This is a genomic window from Caldibacillus thermoamylovorans, assembly GCF_000751775.1.
GTDB lineage: Bacteria > Bacillota > Bacilli > Bacillales > Caldibacillaceae > Caldifermentibacillus > Caldifermentibacillus hisashii.
In genome coordinates this window covers 16,978-36,178 of sequence record NZ_CCRF01000067.1, presented here as the reverse complement: position 1 = coordinate 36,178, position 19,201 = coordinate 16,978, and the positions used below count along the sequence as shown (strand labels likewise).

16 protein-coding genes, 1 pseudogene and 1 other annotated feature are annotated in these 19,201 nt (G+C 39.5%); of the genes and pseudogenes, 13 read left to right on the top strand and 4 right to left on the bottom strand.

The features are described 5' to 3' along the window. Positions 1 to 62 precede the first annotated feature (62 nt). Positions 63 to 196: a sequence feature (ribosomal protein L20 leader region), on the top strand. An 82-nt stretch (positions 197 to 278) separates the two neighbouring features. From infC to BT1A1_RS11935, 4 genes are all read left to right on the top strand, one after another. Next, positions 279 to 782, top strand: coding sequence for a translation initiation factor IF-3 (gene infC, locus BT1A1_RS11950; protein ID WP_034771627.1), 504 nt, complete (start codon positions 279 to 281; stop codon positions 780 to 782). 17 nt (positions 783 to 799) lie between these two features. Further along, complete coding sequence (gene rpmI, locus BT1A1_RS11945; protein ID WP_034771626.1) at positions 800 to 988, top strand: 50S ribosomal protein L35; 189 nt, start codon at positions 800 to 802, stop codon at positions 986 to 988. 97 nt (positions 989 to 1,085) lie between these two features. Continuing rightward, positions 1,086 to 1,445, top strand: coding sequence for a 50S ribosomal protein L20 (gene rplT / locus BT1A1_RS11940; RefSeq protein ID WP_034771625.1), 360 nt, complete (start codon positions 1,086 to 1,088; stop codon positions 1,443 to 1,445). A 258-nt stretch (positions 1,446 to 1,703) separates the two neighbouring features. Next, positions 1,704 to 2,276, top strand: a complete 573-nt coding sequence (locus tag BT1A1_RS11935) for a TVP38/TMEM64 family protein (RefSeq protein ID WP_034771624.1) — start codon at positions 1,704 to 1,706, stop codon at positions 2,274 to 2,276. A gap of 218 nt (positions 2,277 to 2,494) precedes the next feature. On the opposite strand, the gene BT1A1_RS11930 is transcribed toward BT1A1_RS11935, so the two are convergent. Continuing rightward, entirely contained in the window at positions 2,495 to 2,902 is a 408-nt protein-coding gene (locus BT1A1_RS11930) for a hypothetical protein (RefSeq protein ID WP_034771623.1), read from the bottom strand. A gap of 150 nt (positions 2,903 to 3,052) precedes the next feature. On the opposite strand from BT1A1_RS11930, the gene dut reads away from it, so the two are divergent. Next, on the top strand, positions 3,053 to 3,487 hold the full coding sequence (gene dut, locus BT1A1_RS11925; protein WP_034771622.1) for a dUTP diphosphatase: 435 nt from the start codon (positions 3,053 to 3,055) through the stop codon (positions 3,485 to 3,487). A gap of 103 nt (positions 3,488 to 3,590) precedes the next feature. Then, a complete protein-coding gene (locus tag BT1A1_RS11920; protein WP_034771621.1) occupies positions 3,591 to 4,679 on the top strand; it encodes a M42 family metallopeptidase in 1,089 nt (362 codons plus the stop codon). 64 nt (positions 4,680 to 4,743) lie between these two features. On the opposite strand, the gene BT1A1_RS11915 is transcribed toward BT1A1_RS11920, so the two are convergent. Then, complete coding sequence (locus tag BT1A1_RS11915; protein WP_081912359.1) at positions 4,744 to 5,583, bottom strand: MBL fold metallo-hydrolase; 840 nt, start codon at positions 5,581 to 5,583, stop codon at positions 4,744 to 4,746. Next, positions 5,583 to 5,792: a small acid-soluble spore protein SspI gene (sspI, locus tag BT1A1_RS11910; RefSeq protein ID WP_034771620.1), complete on the bottom strand. Its 210-nt coding sequence runs from the start codon at positions 5,790 to 5,792 to the stop codon at positions 5,583 to 5,585. The genes BT1A1_RS11915 and sspI overlap by 1 nt, the downstream gene beginning before the upstream one ends. 221 nt (positions 5,793 to 6,013) lie before the next feature. Between sspI and BT1A1_RS11905 the strand changes: the two genes are divergently transcribed. Continuing rightward, entirely contained in the window at positions 6,014 to 6,766 is a 753-nt protein-coding gene (locus BT1A1_RS11905; RefSeq protein ID WP_034771618.1) for a TrmH family RNA methyltransferase, read from the top strand. 537 nt (positions 6,767 to 7,303) lie between these two features. On the opposite strand, the gene BT1A1_RS11900 is transcribed toward BT1A1_RS11905, so the two are convergent. Then, positions 7,304 to 9,043 carry a methyl-accepting chemotaxis protein gene (locus tag BT1A1_RS11900; RefSeq protein WP_034771616.1) on the bottom strand — a complete coding sequence of 580 codons (1,740 nt, stop codon included), beginning with the start codon at positions 9,041 to 9,043 and terminating at the stop codon, positions 7,304 to 7,306. A gap of 747 nt (positions 9,044 to 9,790) precedes the next feature. Between BT1A1_RS11900 and pheS the strand changes: the two are divergent. The 6 genes and pseudogenes from pheS to BT1A1_RS11870 all read left to right on the top strand — a co-directional run. After that, positions 9,791 to 10,813 (top strand): annotated as a pseudogene (gene pheS / locus BT1A1_RS11895) (phenylalanine--tRNA ligase subunit alpha); the annotation flags it as partial. Between the two features lie 123 nt (positions 10,814 to 10,936). Further along, positions 10,937 to 13,351 (top strand): phenylalanine--tRNA ligase subunit beta, encoded by a 2,415-nt coding sequence (pheT, locus tag BT1A1_RS11890; protein WP_034771614.1) that lies wholly within the window; start codon positions 10,937 to 10,939, stop codon positions 13,349 to 13,351. Between the two features lie 243 nt (positions 13,352 to 13,594). Next, positions 13,595 to 13,861 carry a cell division protein ZapA gene (zapA, locus tag BT1A1_RS11885; protein ID WP_034771612.1) on the top strand — a complete coding sequence of 89 codons (267 nt, stop codon included), beginning with the start codon at positions 13,595 to 13,597 and terminating at the stop codon, positions 13,859 to 13,861. Positions 13,862 to 13,957: 96 nt separating this feature from the next. After that, complete coding sequence (locus BT1A1_RS11880) at positions 13,958 to 14,485, top strand: CvpA family protein (protein ID WP_034771611.1); 528 nt, start codon at positions 13,958 to 13,960, stop codon at positions 14,483 to 14,485. A 422-nt stretch (positions 14,486 to 14,907) separates the two neighbouring features. Beyond that, positions 14,908 to 16,641 (top strand): DNA polymerase/3'-5' exonuclease PolX, encoded by a 1,734-nt coding sequence (gene polX / locus BT1A1_RS11875; RefSeq protein WP_034771609.1) that lies wholly within the window; start codon positions 14,908 to 14,910, stop codon positions 16,639 to 16,641. A 180-nt stretch (positions 16,642 to 16,821) separates the two neighbouring features. Next, complete coding sequence (locus BT1A1_RS11870; protein ID WP_034771607.1) at positions 16,822 to 19,170, top strand: endonuclease MutS2; 2,349 nt, start codon at positions 16,822 to 16,824, stop codon at positions 19,168 to 19,170. Positions 19,171 to 19,201 lie beyond the last annotated feature (31 nt).

The window sequence follows — 19,201 nt, the reverse complement described above, 5'->3', positions numbered from 1 at the left end:
GCGAGCATTGACAATGAAGGATATCTATGCTATATTTAAAAAAGTGAAATTGAATACGGTTTGTGAAAAAGAAGAGGCACCCGCTTCTCACCTGGAGGACGCTTAAGCTGTTAACAGGTTTTGACTGGCAAACGATGATGTGAATGAACACGGAAATCTAATGTGCGGGTGTATGTACCCGCACTTTTTTATATTTGAAATAGTGGGGAATCGCTCTTTTCCAACCAAACCCAAGTATTCACAAAATCCTTTGGAGGTGTCTTAATATTAGCAAAGATATGATGGTCAACGAGGGCATTCGTGCTCGTGAAGTTCGTTTAATTGATGCGAATGGGGAACAATTAGGTATCAAATCAAAAGTTGAAGCCTTGGAAATTGCAGCCCGTAGAAATCTGGATCTTGTTTTAGTTGCTCCAAACGCGAAGCCGCCGGTAGCGAGAATCATGGATTACGGGAAATTTCGTTTTGAGCAACAAAAGAAAGAAAAAGAAGCTCGAAAAAATCAAAAAGTGATCAGTATAAAAGAAGTCCGTTTCAGCCCGACTATTGATGAACATGACTTCAATACAAAATTACGAAATGCCCGGAAATTTTTAGAAAAAGGCGATAAGGTGAAAGCATCTTTACGCTTTAAAGGTCGGGCAATCACCCATAAAGAAATTGGTCAAAAAGTACTGGATCGTCTGGCAGCAGAATGTTCAGATATTGCTGTTATCGAATCAAAGCCAAAAATGGAAGGACGCAGCATGTTCTTGGTACTTGCACCAAAAATTGAAAAGTAATCAAGGAGGAAATTGTTATGCCTAAAATGAAAACGCACAGTGGCTCTTCAAAACGCTTCAAGAAAACAGGAACCGGTAAATTGAAACGTTCCCATGCTTACAGAAGCCATATGTTTGCAAATAAAACACAAAAACAAAAACGGAAACTTCGTAAAGGTACACTTGTATCTTCCGGTGACTATAAACGCATCAAACAAATGATCTAATGATCAGGCTGTGTTGCAGCTTATTTAGTAAGTGAAAATCAACACGAAGAACAGAGTTATTTTAAATAGGTAAGAATTACTAGGAGGTTTTTAAACTATGGCACGTGTAAAAGGTGGTACTGTTACGCGCAGACGTCGTAAAAAAGTACTGAAATTAGCAAAAGGGTACTACGGTTCGAAACATCGTTTATATAAAGTTGCAAATCAACAAGTTATGAAATCGTTAATGTATGCATATCGTGACCGCCGTAAACGGAAAAGTGAATTCCGTAAATTATGGATCACTCGTATTAATGCGGCAGCACGCCAAAACGGTCTTTCTTACAGCCGTTTAATGCACGGGTTAAAACTTGCCGGTATTGAAGTTAACCGCAAAATGCTTGCTGACCTAGCTATTGCAGACCCACAAGCATTTACCCAACTGGCTGATACTGCAAAAGCACAATTAAACAAGTAAAAGGTGGACGGGACTTATTCATTAGAAAAGGTCCCGTTTTCTTTTTGAGGTGAAATATTGGTGCTCCCTTAATAAAGGTGCTTTTTATAAAATACTAACTCACTCAATGACCGGAAAAACGAGATTTCTCGCAGTAAAGCTTCTTACATAAAAAATCATCATATCTTTACCGGTTTTTGTATAGGCTTAATAGAGAAGCTTCCCTTTGATGATTAAGAATATCAAGTGTTGCAACTTAGAACAATGGGAGGGCAAAAGATGGGTGAAAAAACAAATTATGTGTTATCATTCTTGGAGTTTAGCGGATTTTTCGCACCCGTGGCATTTATTCTCTTTCATATTGTCAGACAATTCCTGTTTATTCCGGCTGTTATTGTATGCTTAGCAGGTGGTCTACTATTTGGTTCCGTGTTTGGCAGTCTTTACTCATTAATTGGCTTAACCATATCCAGTTTTCTCATTTATTTTCTTTTAAAATTGTTCCCAAGTGTTCATAACCGTCTGCATCAAATCAAATTGAAATGGTTCGGACCATATACAAATCTCACCCACGGTCAAATTGCTCTTTTAAAACTGATTCCTTTTATGCATTATCAACTGCTTAGTTATTGTCTTTTGGAGCGAAACAAAAATTTCCAAGATTATGCAGTGGGTTCATTGTATACAAATATACCCGTTGTCATCTTTTATACAGTGTTTGGCCAATTTTTTAATTCCTTTACCCCGACAATGGCCGTCATCTTTCTCATTGCACTATCTGTATTGATTGTGGTCTTGCGGGAAAAATTTGTTGTCATCAAGTGGAAAGACTTCTTTAAAGCAACTTCCTGAGTTTTTTGTAAACCTTTGTAAAGGCAGTTGTTATTCCTCTTATTTTATCCCATTCTTTCACGCCCAAATCTTTTATTCACGGCAGATTTGCGCCACAGTGTGAAAAAGTGCCAAGAAGTGTTTTCTTGGCACTTTTCCTATACGGTAAGATTGGTTCAACTAACCATCAGCGGGATAAAGAAAAACCTGCTGCTGGAGAGTTCACTTTATTATAAAAATCACATTGTTTGATTCGGTAAGTTGTCATCAGAATTAAGGAATTCTTTAATGGGACTTTTCCAATCAATTTTAGCATTTTTATAATGTTGTAAAATATGTTGTTCGATTGTTTTAAAATCATTTTTTGTTAACCCTTTTAATGCTCCCACATCTTTTGGAAAAACAAATATCGAAATAACATCGAATGAATCCGTTGTCGTTCCTAAATATTTTTCACCTTCAAATAGAACCCCTTTATAAGTTAAAGTGAAATTTTTGCGAACATTATTTGGGTCATCCAGAAAATAAAACCGTTTTTGCTCATGGGCAAGTTCGAGTTTCCGCTTTGGATGTAACAAATAACGGATCCCGCTATATATAAGGAGAAGAATGATCATCAGAAAGATAATACGAATTAATAGTCCCATATAAATGCCTCCTTGATAGATGTTCTATACGCAAAACAATTATCCTTCCGTCCATATTACTAATGCTACGAAATGGAAGGAAAAAGGTTTCAGTTTTTGTTTCTTTTGATATAATTTTTTTAGTACTTTTTTTGACAAGGAGAATCCAAGATGAATGACCAATTAAAAGTAAAATTAATAAAAGAAGATGCCAAACTACCTCAGTATGCCAATCCGGGTGATGCCGGATTAGATTTATTTTCAGTAGAGGAGAAAATAATTAAACCGGGTGAGTTTGAATTAATTTCTACCGGGATAAGTCTTGAATTGCCACCCGGAACTGAAGCACAAGTTCGTCCAAGAAGCGGACTGGCACTAAAACACGGGATAACCTTACTAAATAGCCCCGGTACCATTGATGAAGGATATAGGGGGGAAGTGAAAGTAATGTTAATCAACCATGGGAAGAAAGAATTTAAGGTAGAAAAACATATGCGCATAGCCCAAATGGTCGTCGCACCGGTAACCAGGATGAACGTCATTGAAGTGGAGGAAATTTCTGATTCCGTAAGAGGAGAGGGCGGATTCGGGTCGACAGGATGGTAATCGTCCGCCATTTTGCAACCGGGAATTTGCTAAAAGGAATTGAGCATAATTGTTAGCTAAAATTTGAACGAGTATCATGTTTTTCAATTTAGGAGGGATCGATTTGATAAAATTAGATGAAACATTATTGATGTTGAAAGAGTTAACCGATGCAAAAGGAATTCCCGGAAATGAACGGGAGGTACGTGAGGTCATGAAAAAATACATATCACCTTTTGCTGATGAAATAACCTATGATGGCTTAGGAAGCTTAATTGCTAAAAAAGTTGGTGAAGGCACCGGTCCAAAAATTATGCTTAGCGGTCATTTGGATGAAGTAGGATTTATGGTCACAAATATTGATGATAAAGGATTCATCCGGTTTCAAACAGTTGGCGGTTGGTGGAGTCAAGTCATGCTGGCTCAACGTGTCACCGTTGTTACTTCAAAAGGTGAATCGATTACCGGCGTCATTGGCTCAAAACCACCACATATTTTACCTTTAGAAGTACGAAAGAAACCGTTGGATGTGAAAGATATGTTTATAGATATCGGAGCAACCTCCAAAGAAGAAGCAACTTCATGGGGGGTACGACCGGGAGATATGATCGTCCCTTATTTCGAATTCACCTTAATGAAAAATGAAAAATTCCTGCTTGCCAAAGCTTGGGATAATCGAATTGGCTGTGCGGTAGTTATCGATGTATTGAAAAACTTACAAAAGGAAAAACATCCAAATATCGTTTACGGTGTTGGAGCGGTTCAGGAAGAAGTCGGCCGCCGTGGGGCAAAAACTGCAGCTTATCAAATTGAACCGGATATCGGTTTTGCATTAGATGTCGGAACAGCAGGGGACACACCGGGCATAACGGAAAAAGAATCGCTCAGCAAACTGGGAGACGGACCACAAATAATCATTTATGATGCTACATTGGTTTCCCATAAAGGTTTACGTGAGTTTGTGACAAGTGTAGCGGATGAACTGAACATTCCTTATCAGTTTGAATCCATTCCGGGTGGGGGAACAGATGCCGGTTCTATTCATCTGGTAAAATCCGGTGTACCATCGATGGCGATTACCATATCGACACGTTACCTTCATTCCAATGCCAGCATCATTCACAGGGATGATTATGAAAATACGGTAAAATTATTAACGGAACTTGTAAAGCGATTGGATCGAAAGACTGTAAATAAAATTAAGTTTGAATAAGTGAAGACGAAAAGAACCGGTGAAGTTGCCCGGTTCTTTTTTACTCTTAAAATTAAAAAACGATTTAAACGAATTTGCCATAATCCGGAACGGCAATGGTATCAAATTCATTGACAAGCTTTGTTAATCCCTGTTCAAGCTCCTCGCCTTCCATTGGCAATCCGTGACCTGTTACAGCTACTCGAGGGTGTAAGGCAGCTAATTTTTCCACCGATTTTTTGGTTAGTTGCCAATCAGTTGTTAAATAACGGGGTGGTCCGTTCACTTCCCGTTCCTGGACAAGTACTTTTGCAAGTGAATCTTGCTTTACGGTAATGAAAGCATCACCGGCAATTAAGGTTCGATCTTTTTCACGGAATAAAGAAATATGTCCGTCTGAATGTCCCGGTGTATGAATCCATTTCCATTCGGACAAATGCGGTAATTCTCCGTTATCCGGGAGAGGCTTCACGTGATTGCCTAAGTGTACTCCTTCATTCGGGAACATTGGCGATATTTTTGCAACCAGGCCACCCTCAACCGTTCCGTCCGGGTCCGGATAATTTTTTTGCCCGGTTAAATATGGAATTTCCAATGGATGTGCGTATACAGGAACATCCCATTGAGTAAGTAATTTTTCTATTGAGCCAACATGGTCAAAATGTCCGTGAGTTAAAATGATGGCTTCCGGTTTTGCATTTTCGCCAAATATTTTTTCAACAATTTCAAAAATCTTTTCTTCTGATTCAGGCATTCCTGTGTCTATTAAGACAAAATCGTTGCTTGTCCGAACCATCGCAATATTGACGATTTGAATGGTGTAGGAAAAAACTCCCTCCGCCACTTGTTGGACAAGGCCATTTGTTAACGATGTCATCGGTATAAACTTTCCATCCATCGTTTGATTTTCTTGCCGGTGTTCCATTATTTATTTAATCCTTCTTCTAGATTTTCCAGCATCATTTTTTGCTCATTTGGATCTGCATTTTGCCAAATTACTTCAAATAAGACACCAAGTCCCGGAAGCATTTTTTCTTCACCGACTTGAATAGCATCAACAATCGTATCTCGCAATTGATCTTGTGAATTACCTGCAATATTTTCTTTAACCGCATTTCGTAAATTGAAGTTCATGATTTCAGCCTCCTCTTTGATTTGCTAATAAGAAAAGTATAAATTTTTCAATTTCTACTTTCCTAACGCATAAGTGCTCTTGCGGCTTTGCTTTCGCTAAAGGCTCGGACACCCGTGTTTTCTTTATCAACGTTATTGTTTTACTTTTTGTGGTGTATTATGTATAAGGAATTCGATATAATGAAAAATATCGTTAGAACAAGAATCTGAAGGAGAAACATATGAAATTTATTCAATCCAAAAAAAATGAAAAAGTAAAACAGTGGAAGAAACTGCTGACGAGAAAAGAGCGGGATAAATCCGGTTTGTTTATTATTGAAGGGGAACATTTGGTTGAAGAGGCCCATTCAGCTGAACAAATTGTCGAGCTGATTGTCACCGAACAATATTATGCAAAATTGCCAAAAACAAAATTTGGAGGTATCGATTTATTCGTAATCGCCAACGAAATAGCAAAAGTGATTTCGGATACAGAAACGCCACAGGGCATTTTTGCTGTCTGCAAACAACCGGAATTAAGGAGAGTAGAAGGAAAAACATGGTTATTAATTGATGCTGTACAAGACCCGGGTAATATCGGGACAATGATTCGGACTGCAGATAGTGCCGGTCTTGATGCCGTCATTGTTGGAGAGGGCAGTGTAGATATTTATAATGCAAAAGTGTTACGTGCGGCTCAAGGAAGTCATTTCCATTTACCCATCACTCGAGGCAACCTGCATCAATGGATTGAAAAACTGGAGCAAAATAACATCCCGGTCTATGGTACCGCACTGAAAAATGCTGTATCAATGTATGAAGTGACACCGGTTGATAAGTTTGCATTAATCGTCGGGAATGAAGGGCAAGGCGTGAATGAAGAGCTTTTAAGGAAAACAGTGAAAAATTTATACATCCCGATTTACGGAAAAAGTGAATCATTAAATGTATCAGTTGCAACCGGAATCCTCCTTTATTATTTAAGAAGACCGTAATTCCTATATGTCAGGAGGTCCAAGATTTTGGAAGCTTCAGTGGAAGTAAGTTTTTTCATGTCAATTTAACATGATAACGGCTGTCAAGGATAAAATCTGCGGTGAATGACTGAAAAAGTTCCCGAGACCGGTTTTCGAGAACATAAAACGGGATTTGTTCAATCCTATGGGACAGTTTAGCCTATTTTCCAACTAATTTTGTCCCATACAGCCGGGCTATGAGACAGTTCTGTTCCATTTTTTAATGGTTTTGTCCCATAGAACACAAATCAAGCGAGCCTATGGGACATTTTGGCTTATTTTCCAACTAATTTTGTCCCATACAGCCGTGCTATGAGACATTTCTATTCCGATTTTTGATAGTTTTGTCCCATAGAGACACTTTTGCTCCAATTTTAGACAGTTTTGTCCCATAAAACGGGTTTCGTCCAATTCTATGGGACACTTCTTTTAAGTACAAATTCAGCGGTGAAGACCGAAAATCGACCGCGAGAACAGCTCTCGGAACCAATCATGCTTTGGAGCCAAAAACTTTTATCATTTACTTGAAAGAACGGATTCCAGTTTAGACAATAAATGAATCACTTTATTTGAAGCTTGTTCAAGTTGTTGTAAAGCTTGCTCTGTACCGTGTATATTTCCTTTTGCATATTCCTCTGCGGCTATTTTTGCGAAACGATGCACATCTTTATGAGGTTCTTCTAATTCTTTATATGCAGAATTCTCTTTTACAAACGGTGGCAAATCCCCGTAATACCATTTGCCGAGCCTGCATGCCTCATGGGATGAAATTTGTTCCGGATCAATGGTTTGAATGCCTAACAACATGTTATAAATCTTCCATTTCCAAAGAAGATGATCTGTTTTCGCCACCCGAATCATGTCAATTGAACTGAGCTTTACATTAATATCAAAGAAAGAAAGGCGGTATTGATCCATTTTCATACTTAAATCATAAATAATCTTTGCTGTATCCTTTGCAACTTCCTGAGTTTGGGAACTGTGGTCATATATAACAGTATTTCGATCGGCAATTTCTGTAACTACCGCAGCTTGTTCTTCGGTCATTGCGGCAATATGAGAGGTAGCCTGGCTTATTTCTTTCATCCTGGAAATTATTTGAGTGATTACATCCCTTGTGTGCTGTGCCTCTGTAACCGTTCGCTCAACAAGTTCACCTGTATGCTTAATCTGTTGAATAACATCGGTTGAAACTTTACGTAAAGAGTCCATATTCGATGTAATCTGAGTGATTTGTTCCTTTGTATGTTCTGCTAATTTCCGCACCTCTGAGGCAACAACCGCAAAACCTCTTCCTTGTTCACCGGCACGAGCGGCTTCGATACCAGCATTTAATGCAAGTAAATTTGTTTGATCGGCAATTTCCCGAATAATCTTAACAACTGCTTGCGTTTGCTTTATTTCATGGCCAAGCTGATTTACTTGTTCAATGACTTGACGATAGACTTGACCAACCTGGCTAATGTCGTCCAAAGCACCATCAATCACTACTTTACTTTGGTCTGCTGATTGTACTGCTTGTTCGGTTCCTTCAGCTACTTTTACAGAATTATCCGCAACTTCTTGAATGGATGAACTCATCTCTTCCGTTGCAGCCGAAACACTGTAACTTTCCTCCTTCTGCCTGTCCATTGATAAAATTAATTTTTTCGTAGTGTCCAATTGCGTTGTTTGGTTGAGCATATCAGAGACACCAAACAAAAAGGTCTTCACCGTTTCTTCCATATATACTTCAACAATAAGTTGCTGGTCAAAAGCGGCTAACTTTTGTATGGCAAGAACCATTTGAATCATTTGATCGGGCTTTTGGTGCAATTTTTCCATCAAAATTGATGTCATGAATTGGATTAAAAAATGATGAGCCGAAATAAAATGTTCTGCCGTCAAATGTATGCGGCTGTGGGTCTTGCCAACCATAATTCTTGTCATAATATATTCCTGATCGATTTCCGCACAAAGAAACTGCTCCAAATACTTCCCCAATGTTTGTTGCAGTCGCTCTACTGTGGAATATTCATTAATCATTTTTTTTAAATGGTCAACGGCTAGAAGCCTGTCATAAAATTGATTAACAATCTCATCTTTATATGGTAATAGAATTTGAGATGCTTGCCTTACGTGGTTCACCGTTTCTAGGTTGATACCCAAAAACACTAATCGCTCTTTAGCTCGCTCACCCACCTGAGAAATATCTGTTGACTGAGAAAAATTTAAGTAGTCACGCCATGTTTTTGTTTTCTTCATAAAAATACTCATTTGTTTCCCCCTTATATCGCTACCCTTTGTTACCTTTAATACTGTTGCTTTCAAGATAAATTATTTCCACCTAAATCAAATGGTAGAAATATTCCCTATTACTAATGTACCATATTTGTTTCTAATTTCCTTGCGACACAATAACCTCCTTACCGAATCTTGGTCGTTCATGAGTCAATTTTACCATGTTTAAAACTGGTTTGAGAAGGATTATTCCGAATTATTTTTACTCATCAAAGCCATGCACAAACCGTTTTCTCTTGATTTCGAGTTTCAACCCGGCATATTCTTACCTCAAGTCATCAAATATCAAGACTTCATTTAGTCGTGGCTTTCCCCATATACATTCATCAAATTACCAAAATGGACATTTTCGTTCATGCCCATTGCTATTCCGTCAAAGTATCGCTATAATAATATAATAAATCAATCAACATAAAAGTAATGATTGAGGCTCATTCGTTTGGGTCATTTTGCTCAAGGGAGAAAATGCCGCGACTGGAAGCATTTTTAGCAAAATCCAAATGAACCTTCACCTCATGAACTCTCATCGGGACCACTTCTACATTTATACATACCTGAGAAGTGTAAAGATCGAGCGGGAAGACCGTTATGTGAATGAAGTTGGACGCAATTGGACCGTAAATATGGGTGATTGCGTCAATAAGGGTGGTACCGCGACCATAATCCTCGTCCCTTTACGGATGGGGGTTTTTTTATTTTGTGTAAAAATAGGAGGTTACAATCGTGAAAGAACGTTTACAAGAGCTAAGACAAGAAGCATTGAAAAAAATTTCACAAGCAACGGACTTAAAACAACTAAACGATGTCCGGGTTGCTTATTTAGGAAAAAAAGGCCCGATTACCGAAGTGTTGCGTGGGATGGGAAGCCTTTCTGCAGAAGAACGTCCGGTCATTGGAGCGCTTGCCAATGAAGTACGGGAAGAAATATCTACTCAGCTGGAAGCAAAAAAAGCAGAATTGGAAGAAGAAGCCATTCAGAAAAAATTGGCTGAAGAATCCATCGATGTGACATTGCCGGGACGACCAGTCAACCATGGCAGTCACCATCCGTTAACGAAGGTTATTCAAGAAATTGAGGATTTATTTATCGGGTTGGGTTATTCGATTGCGGAAGGTCCGGAAGTGGAAACCGACTACTACAATTTTGAAGCCCTAAATTTACCAAAAGACCATCCGGCTCGTGATATGCAAGATTCTTTCTATATCACGGAGGAAATTTTATTACGGACGCAAACATCACCGGTTCAAGCACGGACAATGGAAAAATTTAAAGGCAAAGGCCCGATTAAAATTATTTGCCCTGGAAAAGTATACCGCCGCGATAATGACGACGCGACTCACTCTCATCAATTTATGCAAATTGAAGGATTGGTCGTTGATGAAAACATCCGCATGAGTGATCTGGTCGGTACATTAGAGATTTTCGCGAAAAAAATCTTTGGTGAAGAACGGGAAATTCGTCTTCGTCCAAGTTTTTTCCCATTCACAGAACCGTCTGTTGAAATGGACATTACATGTAAAATTTGCAGTGGGGAAGGTTGCCCCGTATGTAAAGGAACCGGTTGGATTGAAATACTCGGTGCTGGCATGGTGCATCCGAATGTTTTACGTATGAGCGGTTTTGATCCGGAAAAATATACCGGCTTTGCGTTCGGGATGGGACCGGAGCGGATTGCCATGTTGAAATACGGTGTGGATGATATCCGAAATTTCTATATCAATGATGTCCGATTTTTAAAACAATTTTTCGCAGCCGATATTCCAGTTTCAACAGAGTCAAGTACCAATGCAGTTTTTGAACAAAGCGGCATCCTTGGCAGCGAATAAAAATCTTAAAAAATCTATAACAGTGTGTAGGAGGAATAATTGATGCTTGTTTCATATAAATGGCTCGGGTCATATGTCGATGTTAGTGACGTGACTCCGGAAGAACTTGCGGAGAAAATTACGAGAACGGGAATTGAAGTGGAAGGAATTGAACAAAAAGGAGCAACAATGAAAAATATTGTTGTCGGTCATGTACTGACTTGTATCGATCACCCAAATTCCGACCATCTTCATCTTTGCCAAGTGGATATTGGAGAAGGGGAGCCGGTTCAAATTATATGCGGTGCCCCGAATGTCGCAGCCGGACAAAAGGTGATTGTCGCAAAACCGGGTGCAAGAATAGGTGGCAATGTAAAAATCAAAAAAGGAAAAATCCGCGGAGAAATCTCGAACGGAATGATTTGCTCCTTACAAGAGCTTGGAATTGAAGGGAAAGTCGTACCAAAAGAATATGCGGATGGGATTTATGTGTTACCGGAAGATGCAAAAGTTGGTAGCGATGCCCTTGCCCTGCTAAATATGGATGATTCGGTGCTTGAACTCAGTCTTACACCGAACCGGGCCGATTGTATGAGTATGATTGGTGTCGCTTATGAAACAGCAGCGATTTTAGGAAAAAAAGTAAAACTGCCGAAAATCACACTCGCACCAAGCGGCGAAAAGGCGAGCGACTACATTTCGGTTAAAGTAGATACGCCGGAAGATGCTCCGTTATATACGGCAAAAGTAATCAAAAATGTAAAAATTGGTCCGTCACCTTTATGGCTGCAAACAAAACTGATGGCTGCCGGAATTCGTCCCCATAATAATGTGGTCGATGTCACAAACTTTATTTTATTAGAATATGGTCAACCGCTTCACGCCTTTGATTATAACCGTCTTGGCTCAAAAGAAATCCTTGTACGCCGAGCAAAGGTAGGAGAAAAAATCATTACCTTGGACGATGCTGAACGCACATTAACCTCCGAACATCTTGTCATTACGAATGGGCAAGAACCGGTTGCTTTAGCCGGTGTCATGGGCGGCGCTAATTCAGAAGTTACTAATGATACATCTACTATATTACTGGAATCAGCGTACTTTGATAGCCATGTCATCCGGAAAGCTTCGAAAGACCATGGACTTCGTAGTGAAGCAAGCAGTCGCTATGAAAAAGGCATTGATCCATTGCGCGTCCGAGAAGCTTCGGAACGGGCTTGTGCCTTAATTGCTGAAATTGCCGGTGGAGAAGTGCTGGATGGTATGGTTGTCCATGAAACATTAAATATTGAACCGGTCACGGTCACAATCGAACGGGCAAAAGTAAATCAATTTTTAGGTACCAATTTATCTGTAGAAACCGTTGCAAACATTTTGGCAAGATTGCAATTCCCGTATAAACAAGATGGCGATGCATTCGTTGTTGACATTCCTTCGCGCAGATGGGACATCACGATTAAAGAGGACCTATACGAAGAAATTGCCCGACTATACGGATACGATAATATTCCGAAAACACTTCCCGACGGCGCACAAACGGCAGGTGGCTTAACTCCTTATCAAAAGAAACGAAGGATTGTTCGGGAAATATTAGAGGGAGCAGGTCTTAATCAAGCGGTCACTTACTCATTAACAAGTGAAGAGAAGTTTGCACATTTCACATTGGAAAAATCGGCGCCAATTAAATTAGCAATGCCGATGAGTGAAGAACATGCGATATTAAGACTTAGCTTATTGCCACATTTATTGGATGCGGTCGCCTATAACAAAGCAAGAAAAAATGACCATGTTGCCTTGTTTGAAACAGGTGCTGTGTTTATTTCACAAGGGGAAAACATCCAACCGAAAGAACGTGAACATCTTGCCGGTGTCATGACCGGGCTTTATGTCAACCATCCTTGGCAAGGCGAAAAACGGGTGGTCGATTTCTATGTGGTCAAAGGAATTTTGGAAGCCTTATTTGAAAAACTACAAGTTCATTCACGGATTCGTTATGAAAAAGCCAATATCGACGGGATGCATCCCGGTCAAACCGCAACAATATTGTTGAATGATGAGACAATCGGTTTTGTCGGGAAAATTCATCCAAATATGGAAAAACAATACGATGTGAAAAATGTTTTTGCCTTTGAACTTGATTTAGAACAATTGTTAAATACGGAAACAGCACCATTGGCCTATGAAGCAATCCCAAGATTTCCAAGTATCTCCAGGGATATTGCATTAATTGTCGACAAAGAAAAATCAGCCGGTGAACTGGAACAAATCATTACTGAAGCAGGTGGAAAATTATTAAAAGAAGTAAAAGTATTCGACGTTTACCAAGGCGATAAAGTTGAAGCCGGGAAAAAATCCGTTGCTTTCACCCTTACGTATCTTGACCCTGAAAGAACCTTAACCGACGATGAAGTAACCAAAGTGCATGAGAAAGTATTGGCGGCACTTCATGAAAAAGCAGGTGCAGAGTTAAGAAAATAGATAAAAACCGTAGCTGTCCGATCAAAAGGCGACCAAAAGAAACCCGGTCACCCTTTCTGATGGGACAGTTTTCGTTTATATATCCGAAAGGCGAGTCAACTAAATCATTTATAATCGTTTGTGCTTAACATCTCTCGTTTGGAAATCAACTTCTAAAACAGTAATGAAAAATGAATTTCCCTTCCCAATTCTTTTTATTTCATGCTATGATAAAAAAGGATGCTGACGATTGGAGGTATGAACTTGTCAGACAAACAAAAGAATCGCATTCCCGTTGAAATATATGGACAAAATTATATGATTGTTGGAACCGAGTCACCGGAACATATTCGTAAGGTTGCCGAACTGGTGGATGAAAAGATGAAAGAAATTAAAAATAAAAATGCTGCATTAGATACTAGTAAATTGGCCGTTTTAACAGCGGTTAATGCAGTGAATGAATATTTACTAATCAAAGAAAAACTTGAGGTGTTGGAAAGGGAACTCCGAAATAACGGAAATGAGAGGTAACAAGTCATTTCTGTTTCCAACCGATTTTTTATTGAAACAATGAATTGATATTGATATAGATTGCTAGGAAAAACTAAGGCTAAAGGGTTGACAAGTATGTTCAGTATGATTTTACTTTTCCTTTTTTTTATGGGATTTATTATTGGTTTAAAAAGAGGTTTCATTTTACAAGCCATTCATTTAACCAGCTTTTTTATCGCCTTTTTTATTGCAGTGATGTACTACAAAGACCTTGCTGTGCGTTTAACTCTGTGGATTCCTTATCCGACTATAAGTGATAATGACACATTGCAATTAATACTGGGAGCGGTGAATGCCGAACAGGCTTTTTATCGGGGGATCGCCTTTTTTATCATCTTTTTTGCTGTCAAAATCGTTTTACAAATTATCGGTTCGATGTTGGATTTTGTTGCCAGATTTCCAATTATCAGGCAACTGAATGTTTGGGCCGGCGGCATTTTAGGTTTTCTAGAAATTTATTTAATCTCATTTTTGATTTTATATATGATGGCTCTTATTCCAATTGGAAAAGTGCAAACATGGATCGATCAATCGTGGGTGGCTAAAGCTGTTATTGAACACACGCCAATCCTATCGCAACAACTTTATCGGATGTGGTTTTGAAAGAATTGTAAGGTCCTCATTTACCCCGCACAAACGGGCAGTAAGTCCCTAGCTCAGGATTTTCGAGTTTACAAAGGAGATAGGTGGGGAATCAACTGCCCGTAAAGGTCCGATTGGTTCAACTAACCATCAGTGTTAGCACTGATGGTTAGTTTCACTTTATCCCGCACAAACGGTTACTAAATCTTCCTCTTGTAACTTAAGTTAAATCAGAGATGGAAAGGAGGAAGATAAGTGCCCGTAAGTGCCCGATTGGTTCAACTAACCATCAGCGGGAAGAAAACCCCGCTGATGGAAGTTTCACTTTATATAAAGAAATGATAAAGTAAAAGGAGTAAATAAACTTTTCATGCGAAATCGATCAAAAGATGGAACTAGTTTTTTAACGGTTCAGTAAACTGAATTTTTTAAAGGTGATTATAATGATTGATAACAAAAGGGAAGTCATTCGTCTTCTGGAAACGATTGCGATTTACATGGAATTAAAAGGAGAAAACCCGTTTAAAATCCAGGCATTTCGTCGGGCTGCGACAACGCTGGAACAAGATGAACGAACGTTGTCTGAAATTGATCAGTTTACCGCTCTTCCCGGCATCGGAAAAGGGACAGCCGCTGTTATTAAAGAATTTCTTGAAACCGGTCAGTCGGACATGTTAAAACAACTGCAGGCGGAAGTCCCAAAAGGCTTAATCCCGCTTTTGCAAATTCCCGGACTCGGGGGGAAGACGATCGCAAAATTATATAATCTACTCGGTGTGGAAAATATAGATGACTTAAAACGGGTTTGTAAAGAGGGAAAAGTGCGTGCATTAAAAGGCTTCGGCGTTAAAACAGAAGAAAAAATTTTAAAAAGTATTGAACAAATGGAAGGATTGCCGCGACGTTTCCCGCTTGCCTCTGTCTTACCGATTGTCGTTTGGATTGAAGAGCAGCTGTCGGAAATGGATGCGGTGAAAAACTACTCTCGTGCCGGCAGCGTGAGAAGAGTAAAGGAAACAGTCAAAGATTTGGATTTTATTATTGCAACGACTGAACCGGAACGAATGAAAGAGCAACTTTTAAATATGGCAAATATTAAAGAAGTGACCAATCAAGGAGATACAAAAATCTCTTGTGTATTTTCTTTTGATTTTGATATATCGGCGGATTTCCGTTTAGTAAAGCCGGATGAATTTGCAACGACCTTGCATCATTTTACCGGTTCAAAAGAACATAATATTCGTATGCGGCAAATTGCCAAAGAACGCGGTGAAAAGATAAGTGAATACGGTGTGGAACAAATAGAAACCGGAAAAGTATTAACTTTTGAAACAGAGACTGACTTTTATCACCATTTTAACTTACCGATTATCAGTCCGGAATTGCGGGATGACGGGACGGAAATCGACCAGATTGATTTGTTGGATGAATTGGTCAAACTGGCAGATATTCGCGGTGATCTCCACATGCATACGACATGGAGCGATGGCGCTCATTCGATTGAAGAAATGATTGACGCATGCCGAAAACGGGGATATGAATATATGGCCATTACAGATCATTCCCAATCTTTAAAGGTAGCCAACGGTTTATCACCGGATCAATTACGAAAACAAATGGATATCATCCGTCAGTTGAATGAAAAATATTCTGATATCATGATTTTAGCCGGAATAGAGATGGATATTTTGCCGGATGCGACATTTGATTACGAGGATGAATTGCTGGCTGAAGCCGATCTTGTTATCGCCTCTATTCATTCTGCATTTGGACAAAGTGAAGAGTTAATCATGAAAAGACTCACGGCAGCATGCAAAAGCCCGCATATCGATATTATTGCCCATCCGACCGGAAGAAAAATAGGGATCCGGGAAGGCTATCCGGTTAACATTGACAGACTGATTGAGTTGGCAAAAGCAACAAATACGATTTTAGAATTAAACGCCAGTCCAAGACGTTTGGATTTACGAAAAGATCATCTGATAAAAGCACAACAAACAGGTGTAAGTCTAATCATAAATACGGATAGCCATCACCGTGATACATTAGCTAATATGGAAATCGGTGTTCAATATGCAAGAAGTGCTTGGATAAAGAAGGATATGATTGTTAATACAAAAACAGCAGGGGATTTATTATCATTTTTAAAGAAAACTCGGCGATTGCCGAGCCTTTAGGCGAGAGCAGAGCCGTAGTTCAGCGAAAAAACATTTTCGCTTGCGAGGTAATGCTACCGAAGTCTTTCAGTGCACTTATGCGTTAGGAAAGTAGAAATTGAAAAATTTATACTTTCCTATTAGCTGAAAAAGCGGAACTAGAGACCTCTCATTACACTAGAACGAAAGGAGAATTTCTCCGTGAACAACAAAGCGATTGAAACACTGGAATTTCATAAAATTCGGAACCAATTAATGGGTTATGCATCCTCAAGCTTAGGAAAAGAAATGGTTGAGCAACTAACTCCCTCTACTGATTATCAAGAAGTAATCAAAAGACAGGAAGAGACCGATGAAGCAGCAACCGTTATTCGTGTAAAGGGGCATGTTCCTTTAGGCGGTATATTTAATATTTTACCGGCAATCAAACGGGCAGAAATTGGCGGAATGCTTCATGTTGATGAATTTGTTCAAATTGCAAGCACGATTCGAGCAAGTCGACAGTTGAAAAATTTCCTTGAGGATGTTACAGATGAAGAAGATTTACCAATTTTAAAACAATATTATGAAAATATGAATCCTCCTGCCGATTTGGAACGTAGAATTAATGCGGCAATTAATGAAAATGGTGAAGTGATCGATAGTGCCAGTGAAAAATTACGTTCCCTTCGAACACAAATACGCAGTTTTGAAGGGAGAGTTCGGGAAAAGTTAGAAGGGATTATTCGCTCATCCAGCGCTCAAAAAATGTTGTCCGATGCAATCATCACCATCCGCAATGATCGATTTGTTATTCCCGTCAAGCAGGAATATCGCACACATTTTGGCGGAATGGTGCACGATCAATCCGCTTCCGGACAAACATTATTTATTGAACCGCAATCGGTAATACAATTAAATAATGAACTGCATCAAGCAAGAATGAAAGAGCAGATTGAAATTGAACGGATCCTTATGGAATTGTCAAAAGAAGCAGCAGTGTACGGTGAAGAGCTAAAAATACTCGTCAGTCAAATACGTGAACTCGATTTTATGTTTGCCAAAGCAAAATACGGGGCAGATATGAAAGCGACAAAGCCGATGATGAATAACCGAGGAGTCGTCCGTTTATTTAAAGCTCGTCATCCGTTCATTCCAAAAAATGAAGTCGTCGCCAATGATATTGAATTAGGCACCGATTTTACCACGATTGTCATTACCGGTCCAAATACAGGCGGGAAGACAGTCACATTAAAGACGGTCGGCCTTCTTACATTAATGGCTCAAGCCGGTTTACAAATTCCTGCTCAAGACGGTTCCGAAGTGGCTGTGTTTGGCTCGATATTTGCTGATATTGGGGATGAACAATCGATCGAACAAAGTTTAAGTACATTTTCATCCCACATGGTCAATATTGTAGAAATATTAAAAGAAGTCGATACGGAAAGTCTGGTTTTGTTCGATGAATTAGGAGCCGGGACAGACCCGCAGGAAGGTGCCGCGCTTGCAATGGCGATTTTGGATGAAGTGCATAACCGGGGGGCCCGGGTAATTGCAACGACCCATTATCCTGAGTTGAAAGCCTATAGTTATAACCGGGAAGGAGTAACAAATGCCAGTGTCGAATTTGACGTAGAAACTTTGAGTCCGACATATCGCCTTTTAATCGGGGTACCGGGAAGAAGTAATGCTTTTGAAATATCAAAACGATTGGGATTATCTGAACGAATAATTGAGCGCGCAAAAGCTCAGATTCATGCAGAAACAAATAAAGTTGATAAGATGATTGCTTCCCTTGAAGAAAAGACACGACTTGCCGAGACTGAGGAAGAAGCAGCCCGAGAACATTTAAAGTTAGCTGAAAAACTTCATCATGATTTGCAACAAGCGATGGCGGAGTTTAGTGAGAAGAAAGATGAATTATATGAGAAGGCAAGGCGGGAAGCGAAAACCATTATAAAACAAGCAGAACATGAAGCGGATGAGATTATTAAACAATTAAGGCAAATGCAATTGCAAAAATCGGTTGAAATTAAAGAACATGAACTGATTGATGCAAAAAAACGGCTTGAGGAGGCGATTCCTGCTTCAAAACAGAAATTCGTCACAACAAAGAAACCCGTTCATTCTTTTCATCCCGGTGATGAAGTAAAAGTGATTAGTTTTGACCAAAAAGGGTATATAATTGAAAAAGTCGGAGATCATGAATGGCTAGTCCAAGTTGGTATTTTAAAAATGAAAGTCGATGAAAGCGACATGGAACGGGTAGCTAGCCAACCAAAGGCAGAACCGAGACCGATTACAACCATTAAAGGAAAAGAGTATCATGTTGGCCTTGAATTAGATTTGCGGGGAGAACGTTACGAGGACGCCTTGGTAAAGGTTGAAAAATACATTGATGATGCACTTCTCGCCGGTTACCCACGTGTTTCGATAATCCACGGCAAAGGAACCGGCGCGCTAAGAACAGGCGTACACAACTATTTGAAAAAACACCGGCAAGTAAAATCATTTCATTTTGGCAGTGCTAACGAAGGAGGAACAGGGGTTACGATCGTTGAGTTTAAATAACTGGCAAGAATGGGCGTCTTTCCTAGGGGTA

What these genes read in the sequence shown, in the direction of transcription:
- infC (WP_034771627.1), top strand. Translation starts at nt 279, where the DNA reads ATGATGGTCAACGAGGGCATTCGTGCTCGTGAAGTTCGTTTAATTGAT.
- rpmI (WP_034771626.1), top strand. Translation starts at nt 800, where the DNA reads ATGCCTAAAATGAAAACGCACAGTGGCTCTTCAAAACGCTTCAAGAAA.
- rplT (WP_034771625.1), top strand. Translation starts at nt 1,086, where the DNA reads ATGGCACGTGTAAAAGGTGGTACTGTTACGCGCAGACGTCGTAAAAAA.
- BT1A1_RS11935 (WP_034771624.1), top strand. Translation starts at nt 1,704, where the DNA reads ATGGGTGAAAAAACAAATTATGTGTTATCATTCTTGGAGTTTAGCGGA.
- BT1A1_RS11930 (WP_034771623.1), bottom strand. Translation starts at nt 2,902, where the DNA reads ATGGGACTATTAATTCGTATTATCTTTCTGATGATCATTCTTCTCCTT.
- dut (WP_034771622.1), top strand. Translation starts at nt 3,053, where the DNA reads ATGAATGACCAATTAAAAGTAAAATTAATAAAAGAAGATGCCAAACTA.
- BT1A1_RS11915 (WP_081912359.1), bottom strand. Translation starts at nt 5,583, where the DNA reads ATGGAACACCGGCAAGAAAATCAAACGATGGATGGAAAGTTTATACCG.
- sspI (WP_034771620.1), bottom strand. Translation starts at nt 5,792, where the DNA reads ATGAACTTCAATTTACGAAATGCGGTTAAAGAAAATATTGCAGGTAAT.
- BT1A1_RS11905 (WP_034771618.1), top strand. Translation starts at nt 6,014, where the DNA reads ATGAAATTTATTCAATCCAAAAAAAATGAAAAAGTAAAACAGTGGAAG.
- BT1A1_RS11900 (WP_034771616.1), bottom strand. Translation starts at nt 9,043, where the DNA reads ATGAGTATTTTTATGAAGAAAACAAAAACATGGCGTGACTACTTAAAT.
- pheT (WP_034771614.1), top strand. Translation starts at nt 10,937, where the DNA reads ATGCTTGTTTCATATAAATGGCTCGGGTCATATGTCGATGTTAGTGAC.
- BT1A1_RS11880 (WP_034771611.1), top strand. Translation starts at nt 13,958, where the DNA reads ATGTTCAGTATGATTTTACTTTTCCTTTTTTTTATGGGATTTATTATT.
- polX (WP_034771609.1), top strand. Translation starts at nt 14,908, where the DNA reads ATGATTGATAACAAAAGGGAAGTCATTCGTCTTCTGGAAACGATTGCG.